Source organism: Otoolea muris (assembly GCF_943193115.1).
Lineage (GTDB): Bacteria > Bacillota > Clostridia > Lachnospirales > Lachnospiraceae > Otoolea > Otoolea muris.
The window spans coordinates 1-17,217 of the sequence record NZ_CALPCY010000003.1 but is presented as its reverse complement, the minus strand read 5'-3'; the positions used below and the strand labels follow the sequence as shown (position 1 = coordinate 17,217).

At 52.4% G+C, this 17,217-nt stretch carries 15 protein-coding genes and 1 rRNA gene; 13 read left to right on the top strand and 3 right to left on the bottom strand.

The window, feature by feature from the left end:
• The 9 genes from frlD (at position 1) to NFS31_RS03070 (ending at position 8,832) form a co-directional block, all read left to right on the top strand.
• Positions 1–795, top strand: a complete 795-nt coding sequence (gene frlD / locus NFS31_RS03110; protein WP_251491517.1) for a fructoselysine 6-kinase — start codon at positions 1–3, stop codon at positions 793–795.
• 20 nt (positions 796–815) lie between these two features.
• Complete coding sequence (locus tag NFS31_RS03105; RefSeq protein ID WP_251491515.1) at positions 816–1,535, top strand: GntR family transcriptional regulator; 720 nt, start codon at positions 816–818, stop codon at positions 1,533–1,535.
• A gap of 12 nt (positions 1,536–1,547) precedes the next feature.
• Complete coding sequence (locus NFS31_RS03100) at positions 1,548–2,348, top strand: alpha/beta hydrolase (RefSeq protein WP_251491513.1); 801 nt, start codon at positions 1,548–1,550, stop codon at positions 2,346–2,348.
• Positions 2,349–2,372: 24 nt separating this feature from the next.
• Entirely contained in the window at positions 2,373–3,437 is a 1,065-nt protein-coding gene (locus tag NFS31_RS03095) for an SIS domain-containing protein (RefSeq protein ID WP_251491511.1), read from the top strand.
• Positions 3,438–3,512: 75 nt separating this feature from the next.
• Entirely contained in the window at positions 3,513–4,136 is a 624-nt protein-coding gene (locus NFS31_RS03090; RefSeq protein WP_251491861.1) for an AlbA family DNA-binding domain-containing protein, read from the top strand.
• A 109-nt stretch (positions 4,137–4,245) separates the two neighbouring features.
• A complete protein-coding gene (locus tag NFS31_RS03085; RefSeq protein WP_251491509.1) occupies positions 4,246–5,352 on the top strand; it encodes a CAP domain-containing protein in 1,107 nt (368 codons plus the stop codon).
• Positions 5,353–5,480: 128 nt separating this feature from the next.
• Positions 5,481–6,683: a CobW family GTP-binding protein gene (locus NFS31_RS03080; RefSeq protein ID WP_251491507.1), complete on the top strand. Its 1,203-nt coding sequence runs from the start codon at positions 5,481–5,483 to the stop codon at positions 6,681–6,683.
• A gap of 27 nt (positions 6,684–6,710) precedes the next feature.
• Complete coding sequence (locus NFS31_RS03075; protein WP_251491505.1) at positions 6,711–7,646, top strand: TIGR03943 family putative permease subunit; 936 nt, start codon at positions 6,711–6,713, stop codon at positions 7,644–7,646.
• A gap of 412 nt (positions 7,647–8,058) precedes the next feature.
• The gene (locus tag NFS31_RS03070) at positions 8,059–8,832 is read left to right on the top strand and encodes an inositol monophosphatase family protein (protein ID WP_251491502.1); all 774 of its coding nucleotides are present in this window, start codon (positions 8,059–8,061) and stop codon (positions 8,830–8,832) included.
• Between the two features lie 380 nt (positions 8,833–9,212).
• Here the strand turns inward: NFS31_RS03070 and NFS31_RS03065 are convergent, their stop codons facing one another.
• Complete coding sequence (locus NFS31_RS03065) at positions 9,213–10,745, bottom strand: polysaccharide deacetylase family protein (RefSeq protein WP_251491500.1); 1,533 nt, start codon at positions 10,743–10,745, stop codon at positions 9,213–9,215.
• A 271-nt stretch (positions 10,746–11,016) separates the two neighbouring features.
• Between NFS31_RS03065 and NFS31_RS03060 the strand changes: the two genes are divergently transcribed.
• Positions 11,017–12,231, top strand: coding sequence for a D-alanyl-D-alanine carboxypeptidase family protein (locus NFS31_RS03060; RefSeq protein WP_251491498.1), 1,215 nt, complete (start codon positions 11,017–11,019; stop codon positions 12,229–12,231).
• A 19-nt stretch (positions 12,232–12,250) separates the two neighbouring features.
• Here NFS31_RS03060 and NFS31_RS03055 read toward each other — a convergent pair whose 3' ends face one another.
• Both NFS31_RS03055 and NFS31_RS03050 read right to left on the bottom strand, forming a co-directional pair.
• Positions 12,251–13,786: a DUF1576 domain-containing protein gene (locus NFS31_RS03055; protein ID WP_251491496.1), complete on the bottom strand. Its 1,536-nt coding sequence runs from the start codon at positions 13,784–13,786 to the stop codon at positions 12,251–12,253.
• Positions 13,783–14,472 (bottom strand): Crp/Fnr family transcriptional regulator, encoded by a 690-nt coding sequence (locus tag NFS31_RS03050; RefSeq protein ID WP_251491494.1) that lies wholly within the window; start codon positions 14,470–14,472, stop codon positions 13,783–13,785. The genes NFS31_RS03055 and NFS31_RS03050 overlap by 4 nt, the downstream gene beginning before the upstream one ends.
• A gap of 102 nt (positions 14,473–14,574) precedes the next feature.
• Between NFS31_RS03050 and NFS31_RS03045 the strand changes: the two genes are divergently transcribed.
• The 3 genes from NFS31_RS03045 to NFS31_RS03035 all read left to right on the top strand — a co-directional run.
• On the top strand, positions 14,575–15,279 hold the full coding sequence (locus NFS31_RS03045) for an ATP-binding protein (protein WP_251491492.1): 705 nt from the start codon (positions 14,575–14,577) through the stop codon (positions 15,277–15,279).
• Positions 15,280–15,610: 331 nt separating this feature from the next.
• The gene (locus tag NFS31_RS03040; RefSeq protein WP_251491490.1) at positions 15,611–15,772 is read left to right on the top strand and encodes a hypothetical protein; all 162 of its coding nucleotides are present in this window, start codon (positions 15,611–15,613) and stop codon (positions 15,770–15,772) included.
• Between the two features lie 315 nt (positions 15,773–16,087).
• A 16S ribosomal RNA gene (locus tag NFS31_RS03035) occupies positions 16,088–17,217 on the top strand; the annotation flags it as partial.

The window sequence follows — 17,217 nt, the reverse complement described above, 5'->3', positions numbered from 1 at the left end:
ATGAAACTTGCTGCGGTTGGGAGTAACTGCATCGATTACTATGAAAACATGGAAGGCGGGAAGGCTTATCCGGGCGGCGGCCCGGTGAATATGGCGGTTTACACCGTGCGCCTGGGCGGGGAGGCTTCCTATATCGGCCCGGTCGGAAACGACAGCTATGGAAGCATCATGCGCGAGGCTATCGGGCAAAAGGGCGTCAATCTCTCTCGCCTGCAGGTGAAGGAGGGCCGTACCGCGGTCAGCCAGGTCACTCTGACAGACGGGGAGCGCGTGTTTGGAGATTACGACGAGGGAGTGATGGCCGATTATGTCCTCTCTGAGGAAGATATGGATTTTATCTGCACGCATGATGTGGTGGTGTGCGACCTCTGGGGAAAGGTGGAAGGGCAGTTTAAGGACTTAAAAGAGCGGGGCATGACCACGGCCTTTGACTGCGCGACCCGGCCGGAGGATCCGGAGTCGCAGACAGCGATGCCGTATACGGACTATCTGTTTTTCTTCTGTGACGACGGGGATACGCCGGAACTTCGCGCGCAGATGAAGCGGTATCATGAAAAGGGGCCCAGGCTGGTCGTGTGCATGATGGGAGGCGACGGGAGCCTGTGCTGGGACGGAAGTGAATTCCACCGGTTCGGCATCGTGCCCTGTGAAAATCTGGTTGACAGTATGGGCGCAGGCGACAGCTATATCGCGGGCTTTTTGCTGGGAATCACCGAGGGCCTGCCGATTGAGAAGGCCATGGAAAAGGGCGCTGCGAACGCAACCGTCACCCTGGGCTATTTCGGCGGCTGGTAGAGAAAAGAAGGAGCTGCGGCATGAATGGTATGTATCAACACTCGGTATTTTTGCAGGTCAGGGAATTTATCCGCGCAGAGATCGAAGCGGGAGAGTACGCGCCCGGTATGCCGCTCCCCGCTGTGGAGGAGCTGGCCGATCTGTACGGGGTCAAGGAGAAGATGGTCGAGAATGCGATTGACGCGCTGGCGAACGAAGGGCTTCTCCGCAAGATTTCCGAGAAAGAGGTTTATGTCCTGGGGGACAAGATTGAACGGAATATAGAGGTTCTGGAGGGGTTCACCCAGACCATGCTCGATAAGAACCTGAAACCGTCCTTTAAGATTGTCTCCAAAGTAAGGCGGGGAGCGGGAAACCTGTACGGCGCTATGTTCGGCATCCCCGCGCAGGACGAAATTTTCTATATCAAGCGGCTGTGCTATGCCAATGAAGATCCGGTCTCGCTGGAAGAGATCCTGATCCCCTGTTACCTGATACCCAAGCTGGAGGGAATCAACCTGTCGATTTTTTCCATCTACGAGCTCTATGGGATGTATGGAATCCGCCTCTCAGAGGCCAGGCAGACGCTGGATCTGATTGTTTTGCAGCCGGCGGACGCCCGGCTTCTCGGCCTTAAGGACAATCTGCCGGCGATGCTGTTTCAGAGCATCACAAGAGATGAACAGGGGCGGGTGATTGAGTTTAACCGAAACTATGTGCGCAGCGACAAATGCGACTTCAGCGTTCACTTTTTTAAATAACGGAGAACAGCGATGGGAATGCTTACAGGCGATTTTTATTCGGAGCAGTTAAAAATGACGACCCAGATTCGCGTGCTCATTCCGGATGTATCGAATGATGTGACGCCGCTTTTTGACGGGGAGCCGAAGGTTCTCTACCTTCTGCACGGCCTTTCCGGCAGCAGCGGGGAGTGGGCGAGGTTTTCAAAAATTGAATATTATGCCAAGAAATACAATTTATTTGTGATTATGCCCGAAGTACAGAGAAGCTTTTATACAAATACAGCCGCCGGAATCAATTATTTCCGCTACGCAGCGGACGAGCTTCCGATGATCTGTGCAAAATGGTTCCGGATCGATACGTCACGGGAAAACACCTTCATCGCGGGAGAGAGCATGGGCGGATACGGAGCGGTCAAAATTGCGCTTAACCGCCCGCGGCAGTATGCGGCGGCAGCCAGCCTCTCCGGTGTTCTGGATTATGAAGGATTTATCAGAAATGTTAAAAGCGGCGAATGGCCGGAGATGAACCCTGCGGAGCTGCGCGCACTACACGGCGCGGGAGGACTCCCCGGGGACTGGGAGCTTCCGGTGAAGCTGGTAAAAAAGCTGGCTGCGGACGCGGCGCGCCCCCGCCTGATCCAGCTTTGCGGCACAGAAGACTTTCTCTATGAGGGAAACCAAATCTTCAGAACCGCAGCCGTGGAGGCCGGATACGGGCATACCTACATGGAAGGCCCGGGCGATCACGAGTGGCCGTACTGGGATAAGGCCATTCAGTATGCGATTCAGTTTTTTCTGGGGCTGGACCATGAAAAAACGCCGCTTTATTGATTTTAATAAAAAGGAGTCAGAGATATGAAATACGAAGCAAAAGCATGGAAAGAAACAGAAGGACCGTCTCTTCGCAATTTTGATGAGAAAAAGCAGATCGACAGCGTAAACGGCGCGCTCGCACTCCGCCCGCAGATCGAGGCGATCATTGATGAAATATGGGAAAAAGGCTTTGACGGCATCTATTTTGCGGGAATCGGCGGGACATATGCGTCCGGCATGCAGGCAGAAGTCTACATGCGCGGCCGTTCCTCGCTCCCGGTATTTGTGGAGAATGCGGCGGAATTCCTCACCACCGGAAACAGGAGATTTACGAAAAATTCGGTGGTCATCTATTCTTCCGTTTCCGGAAATACAAAGGAGATGGTGCAGCTCGTGGAACGCGTGCGCGGGATCGGGGCAAGGATCTTTGCGTTTATCGATACGCCGGGTTCCGTGCTGACGCAGCCGGACAAACAGGACTATCTGGTGGTTTATCCGATGAATGAGCAGTTGAAATTCTACATGGCTGCAAATTATCTGATGTATAAAAACGGTGAGTTTGAAGACTATGAGCGCTATAACAGGGAGATGGAGGCGCACCTTGCGCAGGCCCTTGCGCAGGTGGAGAAGGACGCGGACGCGTGGGCTTATGAGTATGCCAGAAATAAGGTCGCCTTCTTAAACGGGCATAAGGATCTCCCGCATTATTTCATCGGCTCCGGAAACCAGTACGGAGCGACGTACTCCTATGCGATGTGCTACTGGGAGGAGCAGATGTGGATCCGCACCAAGTCCATAAGCTGCCAGGAATTCTTCCACGGCATGCAGGAGATCATCGTGGCCGACACCCCGGTAACCCTCTTTATGGGCGAGGACGAGCAGCGGCCGCTGGCAGAGCGCGTGGCGAAGTTCCTGCCGAGGGTCAATGCGAACTATACGATCATTGACACCAAGGAGCATGAGCTTAAGGGAATCAGTCCCGAATTCCGCGGGACCATCTCCCATCTGGTGATGCACGGAGTCAATAACCGGGTGGACGCCTACATGGAACTCTTCCTGCGCCATCCGCTCTCCATCCGGCGCTATTACAGGCAGTTTGAATATTAGAGCATTTTTCAGGCGCGTTATGACGGGGAATGGCGGCAGACAGGGGATTTTGCGCCGGAGGCGTTATTGTTAAATATGGTATATATGTTTTTGGGGAAGCTGGCCTCTTGTCAGCTTCTCCTGTTTTTTACTTGTTTTTCAGGCGCTGCTAATGTAAAATATAGAAACAGGCAAAGAGCCGACGGCGGACATATTTTTCTGGGGATAAAGGATAACGGAGTAATCACAGGAGTTGATCCGGGCGCGGTCGAACAGATGAAAAAGGATTTTGTTACCACCGTAAATAACGCGAACAAAATATATCCGCCTGTGTGCTTAATTCCGGGGGAAATTCAAATTGAGGGGCATGTGATTCTGCATATTTATGTACCGGCAGGCACGCAGGTCTGCAGGAATAATGGGAAAATTTTCGACCGCAGTTATGAAGCGGATTTAGATATTACAGACAATTCCGATGCGGTGTACCGTTTATATGCCAGGAAACAGGACAGTTATTATGTAAATAAGGTTACAGGCTTTGAGATGTCGGATCTTCGGCCGGATTTGATTGAGCGCGCAAGAAAAATGAGCCGTATCAGAAATATGAACCACCCGTGGCTGACGATGGGAGATGAGGAGCTTCTGCGCAGCGCGGGCCTGATCTTAAAAGACGACGAGAGACGCCGGGAGGGGGCGCGAATGCCTGCGTGTGAACAGTAACTTTTGTACGGTCAGCGCAGCAATAAATCATGGAACTACTTGAGAATCCATCCATCTTTTGCTATACTGACTAAAGCCGGAGAAATGAGGTTTTGACAAGGAGGAGAATATGAAGAAAAGGATAATAACCGTTTTTTCAGCGGCAGCTATCGCGCTGCTCAGCGCATGTCCCGCTTTTGCAGGCTACTGGCGTCAGGGAGAAGCGCCGAATGAAAACCGGTGGGTATACGAAAACGGAGACGGCTCCCATGCGGCGAATGAATGGAAATGGATTGACGGAAATGCGGACGGCATTGCGGAGTGCTACTGCTTTGACGCCGAGGGCTGGCTCTATGTAAATACAGAGACCCCGGATCACTATCAGGTCGATGTAAACGGAGCCTGGATTATCAACGGTGTTGTGCAGACGCAGGCCGCCGCGCAGTCCCCCTCCCAGGATCAGAACACAGCGGCCGCCGGCTGGAAGGAGGAGGCAGGAGGATGGAGATACTATAAAGGCGGCCATTATCTGACCTCACAGTGGCGTAAAATCAGCAATAAGAGGTATTATTTTAACGCAGAAGGATTCATGGTCACCGGTTTTCAGGAGATTGAGGGAAATAAATACTATTTTGACTCCGAGGGCGCTTTAAAGACTAAGAATTTCACAAAGGATGACGTGCGCTACATCGTGGAAGAGGACGGCGTCATCACGGACGAGCAGGACGGCGGCGACTGGGATACGTTCCAGTCTGACGACTATAAGGAACGCGCGGATCAGGGGGAAAGCTCATCCGGCAAGGATTCTCCGGGAAAAAACTCATCCGCCGGCGGCGCATCATCCAGCGAGAGCCAGGATGCGGATGATTACGCCAGAGAGGTCTGGGAGATTGTAAATGAGGAGCGCAGGAAGGCCGGAAGGGGAGAGCTCGACTGGAGCGACACGCTGTCCGACGCGGCTTTGAGGCGCGCAGAGGAGCTGACAGAGCTGTTTTCGCACAGCAGGCCGGACGGAAGGGACTGCTTTACCGTTATCTCCGAATACAATATCAGTTCCATGGCGGCTGGAGAGAACATTGCCATGGGGCAGAGGACTCCCAAAGAGGTCATGAATGCCTGGATGAATTCCAAAGGCCACAGAGAAAATATCCTGAATACCTCCTTTGACACGATCGGCGTGGGCTGCTATGAGGAAAACGGGACGTATCACTGGGTTCAGTTGTTTATCGGGAGCTGACGAACCATATACGGATTAAGGCGGCGATGAGATGACAGACACAGATACTGCCGCTTCTGAGAGACAGCGGTACAGCACAGAAAACAGGAAATCATATGGCAACAGTTCAGAAAAGAAGGTTGGAAAACATGACAAAGATTGACATTATCTCAGGCTTTCTCGGAGCGGGAAAGACGACATTTATCAGGCAGCTTTTAAAAGAAGCGATCGCGGGCGAGAAAGTCGTCCTGATCGAAAATGAGTTCGGAGAGATCGGAATTGACGGAGGATTTTTAAAGGATGCCGGGATCGAGATCCGCGAGATGAACTCAGGCTGCATCTGTTGTTCCCTCGTGGGAGATTTTGGCCGTTCCCTTGAGGAGGTTCTGACAAAATATGAGCCGGATCGCGTGATCATCGAGCCCTCCGGCGTGGGCAAGCTGTCGGATGTTATGAAGGCCGTAAAGGATGTGGCGTCCGGGATTGAAGTGATGCTAAACAGCGCCGTGACTGTGGTGGATGTGAATAAATGCCGGATGTATATGAAGAATTTCGGCGAATTTTTTAATAACCAGATTGAACACGCCGGAACCATCATCCTGAGCCGGACGGACGTTTCAGATCCGAAAAAGGTTCAGGCAGCGGTCGATATGCTCAGAGAGCGCAATCAGGCGGCGAATATCGTTACAACCCCGTGCAGCCAGCTCACAGGCGCGCAGCTTTTGGAGATCATTGAGAAGAAAGACGATATGGCAGAAGAGCTGATGCGCGAGGCCAGAGAGCACATGCACGCACACGGCCATCACCATGATGAGGACGAAGAATGCGGCTGCCATGATCACGCGCATCATCATCACGACCATGAGGAAGAATGCGGCTGCCACGATCACGCGCATCATCATCACGACCATGAGGAAGAATGCGGCTGCCACGATCACGCGCATCATCACGGTCATGATGAGGAGGAATGCGGCTGTCATGCTCACGCGCATCATCACGGCCATGAGGAAGAATGCGGCTGCCACGATCATGATCATCATCATGATCACCACGGCCATCATCACGCGGACGACGTCTTTACAAGCTGGGGGCGTGAGAACGTGGGGGCGATTCCGAGAGAGCGTCTGGAAAAGCTCCTGGACGATCTGGCTTACGGGACGAAATATGGCGAGGTTCTGCGTGCAAAGGGCATGGTTCCGGGAGCAGGAGAAGGCGTATGGCTGCATTTTGACCTGGTTCCGGAGCAGGCGGAGATCCGCGAGGGCGCGCCGGATTATACAGGAAAAGTATGTGTAATCGGCTCGAACCTGGACGAGGAAGCGCTTAAAGCGGCGTTTGGGGCTGTTCTCTAAATCAGCCTGAAAGGAGAGACATCATCCATGGATGAAGAAAAGATGCCGTTATTTCTGATCAACGGTTTTTTAGAGGCAGGAAAGACGCAGTTCATCAAATTTACGCTGACGCAGGATTATTTCCAGACCGAGGGAAAGACGCTTCTGATCGTCTGTGAGGAAGGGGAAGAGGAATACGGAGACGATCTGCTGAAGGAGACAAAGACAGCGGTTGTCTACATTGACGAGCTGTCAAAACTGACGCCGGAGTATCTGGAGGAGCTGGAGCTGTTCTATAATCCGGAGCGGGTGCTGATGGAGTGGAACGGAATGTGGGATCCGGCTTCCCTCCGTCTCCCAAAAGACTGGGGAATCTACCAGCAGATCACGATCGTGGACGGTTCCACATTTGATCTGTATTTAAACAATATGAAGCCATTGGTGGGAAATATGGTCCGCAGCTCGGAACTGCTGATTATGAACCGCTGTGACGATATCGCGGATCTGGATACGTACCGCCGCGCACTGAAGGGAATGAACCCGCAGATTCAGCTTATTTTTGAGGATGCGGACGGGGAGATTGATGAGATTTCCGAGGCGGATCTGCCATATGACGTGAATGCGGACGTGATCGGGATATCAGAGGATGCCTACGGCATATGGTATATCGACGCCCTGGATAAGCCGGAGCGATACAGGGGGAAAACTGTGGAATTTACCGGCATGGTGCTGAAAACGCCTGAATTTCCGAAGAATTACTTCGTTCCCGGGCGGATGGCCATGACCTGCTGCGAGGCGGATATGACCTTCCTGGGTTTTATGTGCAAGGCTAAAAACGCGCGCCTTTTGGAGACAAAAGACTGGGTCAGGGTGCGCGCCCGAGTGGAGTATGAATATAATCCCGAGTACGGAGGCGAAGGCCCCATGCTCTATGCCGATTTGGTGGAAAAGGCGGAAGCGATAGAGGGATTTGTCCAGTTCTGACAGGGAACAGTTCAGCCTTCGACTCTGCGAGGTGTTTTTTGTGAGCGAAGGCCGCAGAAAACCCCGGGGGGACGGGAAAATATGCCAGTCAAAAGGGTTGACTTATAAAGGAAAATATGGTAAATTTTGCATGTAGTTAAAGAGTTGTTGTAGAATAAGAAGGGCGGGAGCGTATGCCGAGATTTTTCTGTTCTACACAAGAGAAAGAGGTCATTATCAAACATACTGCAAGAGTGGACGATTCTGCCGTCCAGGCGGCTCCGAGAGGAGGGGCCTGTTTAAAGAACCGGCTGGGCATCTGTCCGGAATTTGCGAATTGTCCTCTAAACAGCAAAAGATAACAGGAGAAAAGGCTATCTGCGCCTGACTGAGCGGCGGTAGCCTTTTTTGCTTATGAAAAGGAGTGTTCAATATGGATATATGTATGGAGCAGGTAATCGATATGGTGCATTCCGTGAAGCCATTTTTCATGGACAATGCGATGTCCCGCGATGTGACAGTCAAGGGACTTGCCGATTTTGTGACAAAGGCGGACACATCTGTTCAGTCCCGCCTTTTCAGTGAATTATCAAAGCATTACCCCGGGATCCAGTTCATGGGGGAAGAGGATCATATGCAGGCTGTCGATTTTTCCAGGCCGATGTGGATTCTGGATCCTATTGACGGGACGACAAATCTGATCTATTCATACTGCCACAGCGCAGTTTCCCTGGGCTATTATGAAAACAAAGCCATCAGTGCGGCTGTGATCTATAATCCGTTCACAGAGGAGACGTTTTACGCCGTGCGCGGACAGGGGGCGTTTTTAAACGGGCGCCGCATCCGGGTGACGCAGAAGACAGCCCTGAAAGACAGCCTGATCGCAATTGGCACATCGCCGTATGACAAAGAGATGGCAGAAGACAACTTCCATATCTTTAAAGAGGTTTTCAAACACTCCCTTGATATACGCCGCAGTGGTTCAGCGGCTCTTGACCTGGCATACGTAGCCAGCGGGCGTGTGGACGGATTTCTGGAGAGAAATCTAAAGCCCTGGGATTATTCTGCCGGCGCGCTTTTGGTTGAGGAGGCGGGGGGACAGGTCACCAACTATAGCCTGTCGCCATTGGATTATTCAAAAAATCAGGATATACTGGCGAGCAATCGAGAGATACATCGGGAGTTGCAGAAAGTGGTTATGTCTTAGTTATTTGATTTTTTAGAATGTTTTGTTCAGAATGATGCAGGTTCAGGGAGAGTTTATTGATTGACATTTATTTCATGATAATTATTGATATTCATTTATTATAATCAAATGACAACTATAAATGATTGATCAATATTATATTATAGCTTATTATCTGAGTTATCAAATCTTGCGTTTCATCGCAGGGAGGCCGCCAGCAACGGTTTCTATATCCAACAGAACCCAACTTCCGCTTTTTTGAATAAAATTAAAATGCGGCAATCAATATTGATTGCCGCACGTTTCGGGGAATAGATCCATCATCGCATCAATCATAATTAAGCGGGGTTCCGTTAGATATGAAGCCCGGCCTATTCACGCTTCCCCCACGCCAAATGAAATCACTCGCTCATCTTCGGCACCGGCGTCGGCCGATCCCGGTCAAACACTTCATTCACATCAAACAAATCTTTTAAATGCTCATTTCCCGTGCCGCTCTCCGGCAGATCATAATACATACGGTAACCATCGAGATTCCGCCGTCCCTGCCGCATGTGATCCGCCCCAATCTGCACATAATATTTATTAGAATCCACATTACAGAAGTACCGGAACCCTTTGGAGTGAAGGTACTGGAAGCGCTCGCTGCTCGTGTCATACGGATGCCAGTCCCCGATATCGCTCCCAAAGGGGAAGAGGATGATATCGCACGGCCCGGTCAGCGTTTCCACCTGATCCTCCCATTTATCCGTATCAGCAATGAAATCCTCCATATCAATGTTCCCCATATTGCGGTGCCCCCAGCTATGGGAAGCCAGCTCATAACCGCTTGCCTTCAGACACTCCGCGACCCGGGCGGCGTCCTGGCGTTCCTGTTCATAATTAAAATCCGGCCGCTCGGCCAGGAAATCCTCATATTTCTTATTCGTATTCGCGTGCGCCTCGTCATACAGCTCTTTGCTGCTGTACGAGGGAGCGGTGCGGTAGCCGAGGATCCCGTTATAGCCTGTAAACGCAATGACAGCCCGCGCCCCCTTATAGGAGAAGTCCGGGTGCTCGTCAATGAAATCGTCCAGGAGCGGGATAAGGTCATAAGAGCCGACCGAGATGCTTCCATCATCCATCTTCATCTCGCAGGTGGGACGTCCGTCCTCGCCGACAATGACGCGCTTGGCAAAACCGTCCCCGTCCATGTACTCATAGTAACAGACATCATCCTGGGACATGACAAACGGCTGCTTTCCGGGGGGCAGCATGATATCCCCCTCCCTGAAGCCCACGCTTCCGTCGTCCAGCGTCGTCTCATATGCGATATCATGCAGGCGTACAAGCACAAACCCCCTGTCGTACATGGACTGCAGGATTTTCAGAAATTCCGACTTTGTGGTCATAACCTGATTATAGCCCTTCTGCCTGTCGTCCCCGTCAAATGCCTTGGAGTTGTCCATGATCAGGGTGTGGAAGAATACATGCGTAATCTTCCGGGGATTGGCGCGGACAAGCGTGGATTTAACGGCGTTATATTCCTCCACAGCCGCCAGGGCCTCCTGAGAATCCGCGTATGGGGAAGCAGTGAGAAGCTCAATCGCCGCGTCATAGTCGTAGCCGGCGGCCAGACGCCCTGCGCGGGCGAGGTAACCTTCGAGGCTGTTGTCCTCTGCCGCTCCTTCCGTCTCCTGCGCGCCGTCGGTTTCCGGACTCTCCGTATCAGCGCCGCCCGTCCCGTCCCCTTCTCCCGGCGGCGTTCCGTCGGATTCCACATCCGGGGAGGAGGCGTCCTTTGTATCCCCCGTGCCTTTGTGCAGATACAGCCATCCTGCGATAACGAGCAGGGTGGCCAAAATGCTTCCCAAAATGATATAGGAAAGCACTGAGCCTGTTTGCCTTCGCCGCCGGGAATAGCCGCGGCGGTCTGAGTAATGACGATTTTCCATAGCGTAATTCACCTTTGCTTACAATAATATTAAAAAAACGGCTGTTATCAAAAACGGCAAAACACAGAGATTTTTGCCGCGGCCTGTGCGAATAGCCATAATATGTACGCTTATGACATCAAAGCAATAACAACCGAAGCCGTTTCCGCCGCTATTATAGCATAGAATAGGGCGAATAAATATTACAGAATGCTTAAGTTTTGTTCCTGTCATAAAGACATGCCGTTTGTCCATATGCTAATGACAGATGGAATGCATATGGAGAGTGGAAATGAAACAAATCATGTCATTATTTCTGTCGCTGCTTTTGTTTGTGACAACAGCGACGAACCGCGCCGCAGCCTCCATGCCCGAGATTCCGGCCGAAGCGGCGGCTGCGGTGGCGGAAGCGGCAGGAGGGCCGCAGGTCCAGGCGCAGGCGGCGATTCTGATGGAGGCGTCCACCGGAACGGTTATTTTTGAAAAAAATGCGGATGAGGCGAGAAATCCGGCCAGCGTCACCAAAATCATGACCCTGATCCTGATTTTCGACGCCTTAAAGGCAGGAAAAATCCATCTGGACGACGAGGTCGTGACGAGCGCGCACGCAAAGTCCATGGGGGGCTCTCAGGTCTTTCTGGAAGAAGGGGAGATCCAGACCGTGGAAACTCTGATCAAATGCATTGTCATTGCATCCGGAAACGACGCCAGCGTGGCTATGGCGGAGTACATAGGCGGGGACGAGGCAACTTTTGTGCAGATGATGAATGAGCGGGCCAGGGGACTGGGGATGGAGCACGCGAATTTTGAGGATTGCTGCGGCCTGACCGATTCCACGACCCACGCCATGTCTGCGCGGGACATTGCGCTGATGTCACGCGAGCTGATCACAAAGTACCCGGAGATTTTCAACTATTCGACCATATGGATGGAAAATATTACACATGTGACGAAGCAGGGGACAAAAGAATTCGGGCTTTCCAATACGAATAAACTTCTGAAAATGGCGACGAATTTTGAAGTGACAGGATTAAAGACCGGATCCACCTCGCTGGCCAAATACTGTCTGTCCGCCACGGCGAGAAAGGACGGGATCGAGTTGATCGCCGTCATCCTGGCCGCGCCGGATTATAAGGCGCGGTTCGGGGATGCGGTGACGCTGCTGAATTATGGCTATGCCAACTGCCGGATGTACCGTGATGAGGATCCCGGAACCGTCCCCGAGGCGCCGATCCAGAACGGCGTCAAAGACACGGTGCCAGGCCGCCTGGAGGGGACATTTTCCTACTTGTCCATGCAGGGAGAGGACTTTGGAGGGATTGAGAAAGAGTGGGTATTTGAAGAGACGCTGAAAGCCCCGATCAACGAGGGCGATATCATAGGCAGTCTGGTATACCGCTTAAACGGGACGGAATTAGGCAGGGTCAGGATTCTGGCGGCGGAATACGCAAAACAGGCCACCTTTTTCGACGCGTTAAGGCAGGCTGCGGGGGCGCTCGGCGTATAACCCGCAGGGCCCGGAGGAATTACGCTTTTTCCTCCGGGCTTTCCTGCTGCACGGACGGTTCCGGCTGACCGGATGCATTCTGTGCTTTCCCCTTCGCCTGTTTCTGCGCGCCGCCCGAGATCTGCTCCACGAGCGCGATCATGCTGCTGACCTTCATGAACGGCGGATATTTGACCTCGCCGCGCTTTTCGGAGATATAGTGCTCCAGGATCGGCAGAAGGATCAGGGCGGTGATGCCGGCGGTAAAGCCGCCGTTGTAGAGGACGAGCCCGCCGTGGAGCGCGCTGGTGGCGGTACACATGGACGCGCACAGGAATCCGGCGGCGGCCCCGGCGCGGATCCCATAATGCCCGACAATGGGACACAGGCCGGTCGCGAACGCCGCGCCGTTAATATAGGCCTGCGTGGAGATCGTCCATCCGATCTCACGGCCGGTCAGACGGCACAAAAGCATGGCCGCGAGATACAAAAGCAGATATCCGGCCAGAATGGGCCAGATATTTTTCGGGTGCTGCCCCATGGCCGTAAAGGTTAAGGCAGCTAAGACAACGCCGATGGTGGGGCCGGTATAGCCCGCGCCCTCGGTAAACATCATGATCAGATTTAAATAAAAGACAAACATAAGCCCGACCCAGCCGATGTTGACCAGACAGGCCGGCATACCGTAGTTGGCGGCAAAATCGCTCCGGTGCCCCGTATCGCATATCAGCCGGTTGTAGTTCTCAAAGCTGCGCCCGTCCAGCACATAGCCGACATAGATGCAGAGCGGGAACACGATAAAAAAGAAACGGTTGGCAAACATGTCAAAGGAACGATCGAAATATTCGTACACCACATTAAAATGCTCTACAGGGACAGGCGGTGCAACCTCCATGGTTTTATAGAGAAAATTGTAGAGAAAAAAGCCAAAGATACCAAAGGCAAGGCCGCCGTTATAGAGATTATAGCCCTTATGCCATGCATGCGCGCCCGGAAGAATCGCCGGGACGATAAAACCGAGCATGATGACAAAGCCGGCTGCCAGGGCAATCCCCGCGGCAGTCAGACGGACTTCCCCAAACACATATTCCTCCTGCTGTGTATAGCGAAACAAGAACTCGCTGATAAAAGGGCCAAAGGAGGTCGTGAACATACAGATATGCAGATTATTTTTAAAATCCAGCTTATGGCAGCGCAGATAAATAAACGGAGCCAGAAAGCAGGGCAGCATAGTCAGCAGGTTCAGGCCGTAAAAGCAATGAGCGATCACCAGGAAATAGCCGGCCAGCGTATTGGCGTGGGATTCCCCCTTTAAGCCAATCATAAACATCACGCATACCAGGCTGCACGCGCCGGCATTTAAAAATGCGCTGGAGAGGCCGCCGACCTCCAGATAATCCGTCACCAGCGGGCAGGGCGTGATCATGATCGTATACCAGTCGTGAAAAACGCGCCCTGCCTCATATGTATAAGTAGCGGCGTGATAGGAGGCGATAAAGAGGGCAATCGTAAAGAAAACAGCGATTCCATTGATGATTGCGCTGTTTGAAAGGCTGGTTCTGTCTGTCTGCTTCATAATTGATTCCTCTGTTGTATTATCGTAAATTTTTTCCGGTCCGCACGGATGATCCCCTGCTTACACAGCTTGCCTATCTCAACGGACAGGCCGCTCCTGTCAACCTCCAGATAATCCGCCAGCTCCTGGCGGTTGTAGGGGATCTCAAAACAATCGCTCTGATATTTCTTCGCCTGCTGCAGAAGATAAGCCATCAGCTTTTCCCTGGTGGTGCGTTTTGACGTGATCTCGATCTTCTGATGAAAGACAAGATTTTTCCGGGCCACCACGCCGAGGAGATTGTAAATGAGCTGCTGATGGAAGCCGCAGGCATTGCCGCACGGGCGTATGGCCTTCATGCAGTCAATCAGCATGACCTGTGTGGCTCCGGAGGCGATCACACCCACCGGCATCTGCGCAACCCCGGCGCAGGCAAAGGATTCGCCGAACAGCTCCCCTGGTTCGATCCCGGCGACGATGCTTCGGTTTCCCAAATAATCGATCCGTACGATCTGAGCGGCTCCGGAAAGGAGGATGCCTATATCTTTCGCCGGCCCGCCCTCTGCCAGAATCGTCTCCCCCCTGTTATATCCGGCGCTCCTTGCGCCCAGACAGCCGAGCGCCGCGCGCAGATCCGGCTCTGCAATCCTGTAGAACAGCGGGCAGGTTCGCAGCGTTTCCATATAAGGTTCAAAAATAAATCCCATAAAAACGATCCTCTGTTGAAATTTCAACATACATCTTTGTTTCATTGTACTATACTGAGTCAGGAAAGTCAATGAAGCAAGCCTTATTATGGAGGAAAAAATATGATTCGCAAGATTATCAGGATTGACGAGGAGAAATGTAACGGCTGCGGCGCCTGCGCCGCGGCCTGCCACGAGGGAGCGATTGAAATGAGAGACGGAAAGGCAAGGCTTGCCCGCGAGGATTACTGCGACGGACTGGGAGACTGCCTGCCGGCGTGTCCCACAGGAGCGATCCGCTTTGAAGAACGGGAAGCGCCGGCCTATAACGAGGCCGCTGTTCTTGCCGCCAGGGGAAAGAAAACGGTCCCGGCACAGGGCGGCTGTCCCGCTACGCAGGCGGGAGCAATCCGGCGGGAGGGGCAGGCGGACTCTCTTCCCAGCGCGTCTGCTTCTGCGGCAAGCCAGCTTAAGCAATGGCCTGTGCAGATCAAACTGGCGCCGGTAAATGCCCCGTACTTTGACGGAGCGCGGCTTCTGATCGCCGCGGACTGCACGGCCTATGCATACGGCAATTTTCACAGCGAATTTATGCGGGATCACGTCACGCTGATCGGCTGTCCCAAGCTGGACGAAGGAGACTACGCGGTAAAGCTGACGCAAATCATCGCAGGCAATAATATCAAAAGCGTGACAGTTGTACGTATGGAAGTTCCCTGCTGCGGCGGGATCGAGAATGCCGCAAAGCGCGCTCTCAAAGACAGCGGGAAATTCATACCGTGGAGCGTGGTGACGATTTCACGGGACGGGAAGGCGGAAAGGGCGTAGTTAATGCAGTATAGATAGCGATGTCGTAGGATGGCCAGTACAGCGTTTCATAGATACTCGTATACTAAGCGCCTGATATTTGTGTCAGTGCAAGGCGGCTGAATGAGGCATGCGGTGGAATCGTCGATTGAAGCCAACGCGGCAATGGCGCAAATAGCGGGTGCTTAGTGTATGAGTATCTGCGAAATACTGTACCAGTACAGCGTCGGAGAGAGCCGCCAGAGCCGGCTTCCATATCCAACAGAGTCCTCCGCTTCCGCCTGGAGAAAAGCGCGGCGGTACAGCTCGAAAAGACCCCGCTAAGTACCGGCGGTTTTCTAAGGGGTTCTTTATGGATATGGAAGCTGGCTCTGGCGGCGTTATCAGCGGGCCTGGAATGAAGAACATGATTATGGTGAATTTGAAAAAGAAACTTTTAATGGAGTTTTTTCGATTATCTAAAAAAAATAGAAAAAAACCAAAAATAAGGGTTGACAATATTTGCCAGGTTTGATATTATAATACCCGCACTGCAAAACATGTGTAGCGATGGTAATGGTTCAACAAGTTGGATTGTTACCGCAAAAGAAAAAAGTTTTAAAATAAATAAAAAAATGGTTGACAGATGGAAACAGTTATGGTAACATATAAAAGCTGTTTCGAGAGAAACAAAAGAACCTTGAAAACTGAACAGTATATAAAACCCTGAAAATTCTTAAGACAAAAGGCTTATGGTTAAGCCTTGAAGTTTGAGAAAACATTCAGAACAAAACCAAACAGTAATAACGGTTAAAATTAGCCAAGCGAGATTTTGGCTGGAACCAAACTTAAACATGAGAGTTTGATCCTGGCTCAGGATGAACGCTGGCGGCGTGCCTAACACATGCAAGTCGAACGAAGCATGCCGGAGGAAGTTTTCGGATGGAATCCGGGATGACTGAGTGGCGGACGGGTGAGTAACGCGTGGGTAACCTGCCCTGTACAGGGGGACAACAGTTAGAAATGACTGCTAATACCGCATAAGCGCACAGGACCGCATGGTCCGGTGTGAAAAACTCCGGTGGTACAGGATGGACCCGCGTCTGATTAGGTAGTTGGCGGGGTAACGGCCCACCAAGCCGACGATCAGTAGCCGACCTGAGAGGGTGACCGGCCACATTGGGACTGAGACACGGCCCAAACTCCTACGGGAGGCAGCAGTGGGGAATATTGCACAATGGGGGGAACCCTGATGCAGCGACGCCGCGTGAGTGAAGAAGTATTTCGGTATGTAAAGCTCTATCAGCAGGGAAGAAAATGACGGTACCTGACTAAGAAGCCCCGGCTAACTACGTGCCAGCAGCCGCGGTAATACGTAGGGGGCAAGCGTTATCCGGATTTACTGGGTGTAAAGGGAGCGTAGACGGCAGAGCAAGTCTGAAGTGAAAGCCCGCGGCCCAACTGCGGGACTGCTTTGGAAACTGCCCGGCTAGAGTGCTGGAGAGGTAAGCGGAATTCCTAGTGTAGCGGTGAAATGCGTAGATATTAGGAGGAACACCAGTGGCGAAGGCGGCTTACTGGACAGTAACTGACGTTGAGGCTCGAAAGCGTGGGGAGCAAACAGGATTAGATACCCTGGTAGTCCACGCCGTAAACGATGAATACTAGGTGTTGGTGGGCAAAGCCCATCGGTGCCGCCGCAAACGCAGTAAGTATTCCACCTGGGGAGTACGTTCGCAAGAATGAAACTCAAAGGAATTGACGGGGACCCGCACAAGCGGTGGAGCATGTGGTTTAATTCGAAGCAACGCGAAGAACCTTACCAGGTCTTGACATCGGGGCGGCAGGCTCGTAACGGAGCCGTTCCTTCGGGACGCCCCAGACAGGTGGTGCATGGTTGTCGTCAGCTCGTGTCGTGAGATGTTGGGTTAAGTCCCGCAACGAGCGCAACCCTTATCCTAAGTAGCCAGCAGGTAAAGC

Coding starts and splice junctions, on each gene's coding strand:
- frlD (WP_251491517.1), top strand. CDS start 1: ATGAAACTTGCTGCGGTTGGGAGTAACTGCATCGATTACTATGAAAAC.
- NFS31_RS03105 (WP_251491515.1), top strand. CDS start 816: ATGAATGGTATGTATCAACACTCGGTATTTTTGCAGGTCAGGGAATTT.
- NFS31_RS03100 (WP_251491513.1), top strand. CDS start 1,548: ATGGGAATGCTTACAGGCGATTTTTATTCGGAGCAGTTAAAAATGACG.
- NFS31_RS03095 (WP_251491511.1), top strand. CDS start 2,373: ATGAAATACGAAGCAAAAGCATGGAAAGAAACAGAAGGACCGTCTCTT.
- NFS31_RS03090 (WP_251491861.1), top strand. CDS start 3,513: ATGGTATATATGTTTTTGGGGAAGCTGGCCTCTTGTCAGCTTCTCCTG.
- NFS31_RS03085 (WP_251491509.1), top strand. CDS start 4,246: ATGAAGAAAAGGATAATAACCGTTTTTTCAGCGGCAGCTATCGCGCTG.
- NFS31_RS03080 (WP_251491507.1), top strand. CDS start 5,481: ATGACAAAGATTGACATTATCTCAGGCTTTCTCGGAGCGGGAAAGACG.
- NFS31_RS03075 (WP_251491505.1), top strand. CDS start 6,711: ATGGATGAAGAAAAGATGCCGTTATTTCTGATCAACGGTTTTTTAGAG.
- NFS31_RS03070 (WP_251491502.1), top strand. CDS start 8,059: ATGGATATATGTATGGAGCAGGTAATCGATATGGTGCATTCCGTGAAG.
- NFS31_RS03065 (WP_251491500.1), bottom strand. CDS start 10,745: ATGGAAAATCGTCATTACTCAGACCGCCGCGGCTATTCCCGGCGGCGA.
- NFS31_RS03060 (WP_251491498.1), top strand. CDS start 11,017: ATGAAACAAATCATGTCATTATTTCTGTCGCTGCTTTTGTTTGTGACA.
- NFS31_RS03055 (WP_251491496.1), bottom strand. CDS start 13,786: ATGAAGCAGACAGACAGAACCAGCCTTTCAAACAGCGCAATCATCAAT.
- NFS31_RS03050 (WP_251491494.1), bottom strand. CDS start 14,472: ATGGGATTTATTTTTGAACCTTATATGGAAACGCTGCGAACCTGCCCG.
- NFS31_RS03045 (WP_251491492.1), top strand. CDS start 14,575: ATGATTCGCAAGATTATCAGGATTGACGAGGAGAAATGTAACGGCTGC.
- NFS31_RS03040 (WP_251491490.1), top strand. CDS start 15,611: ATGGATATGGAAGCTGGCTCTGGCGGCGTTATCAGCGGGCCTGGAATG.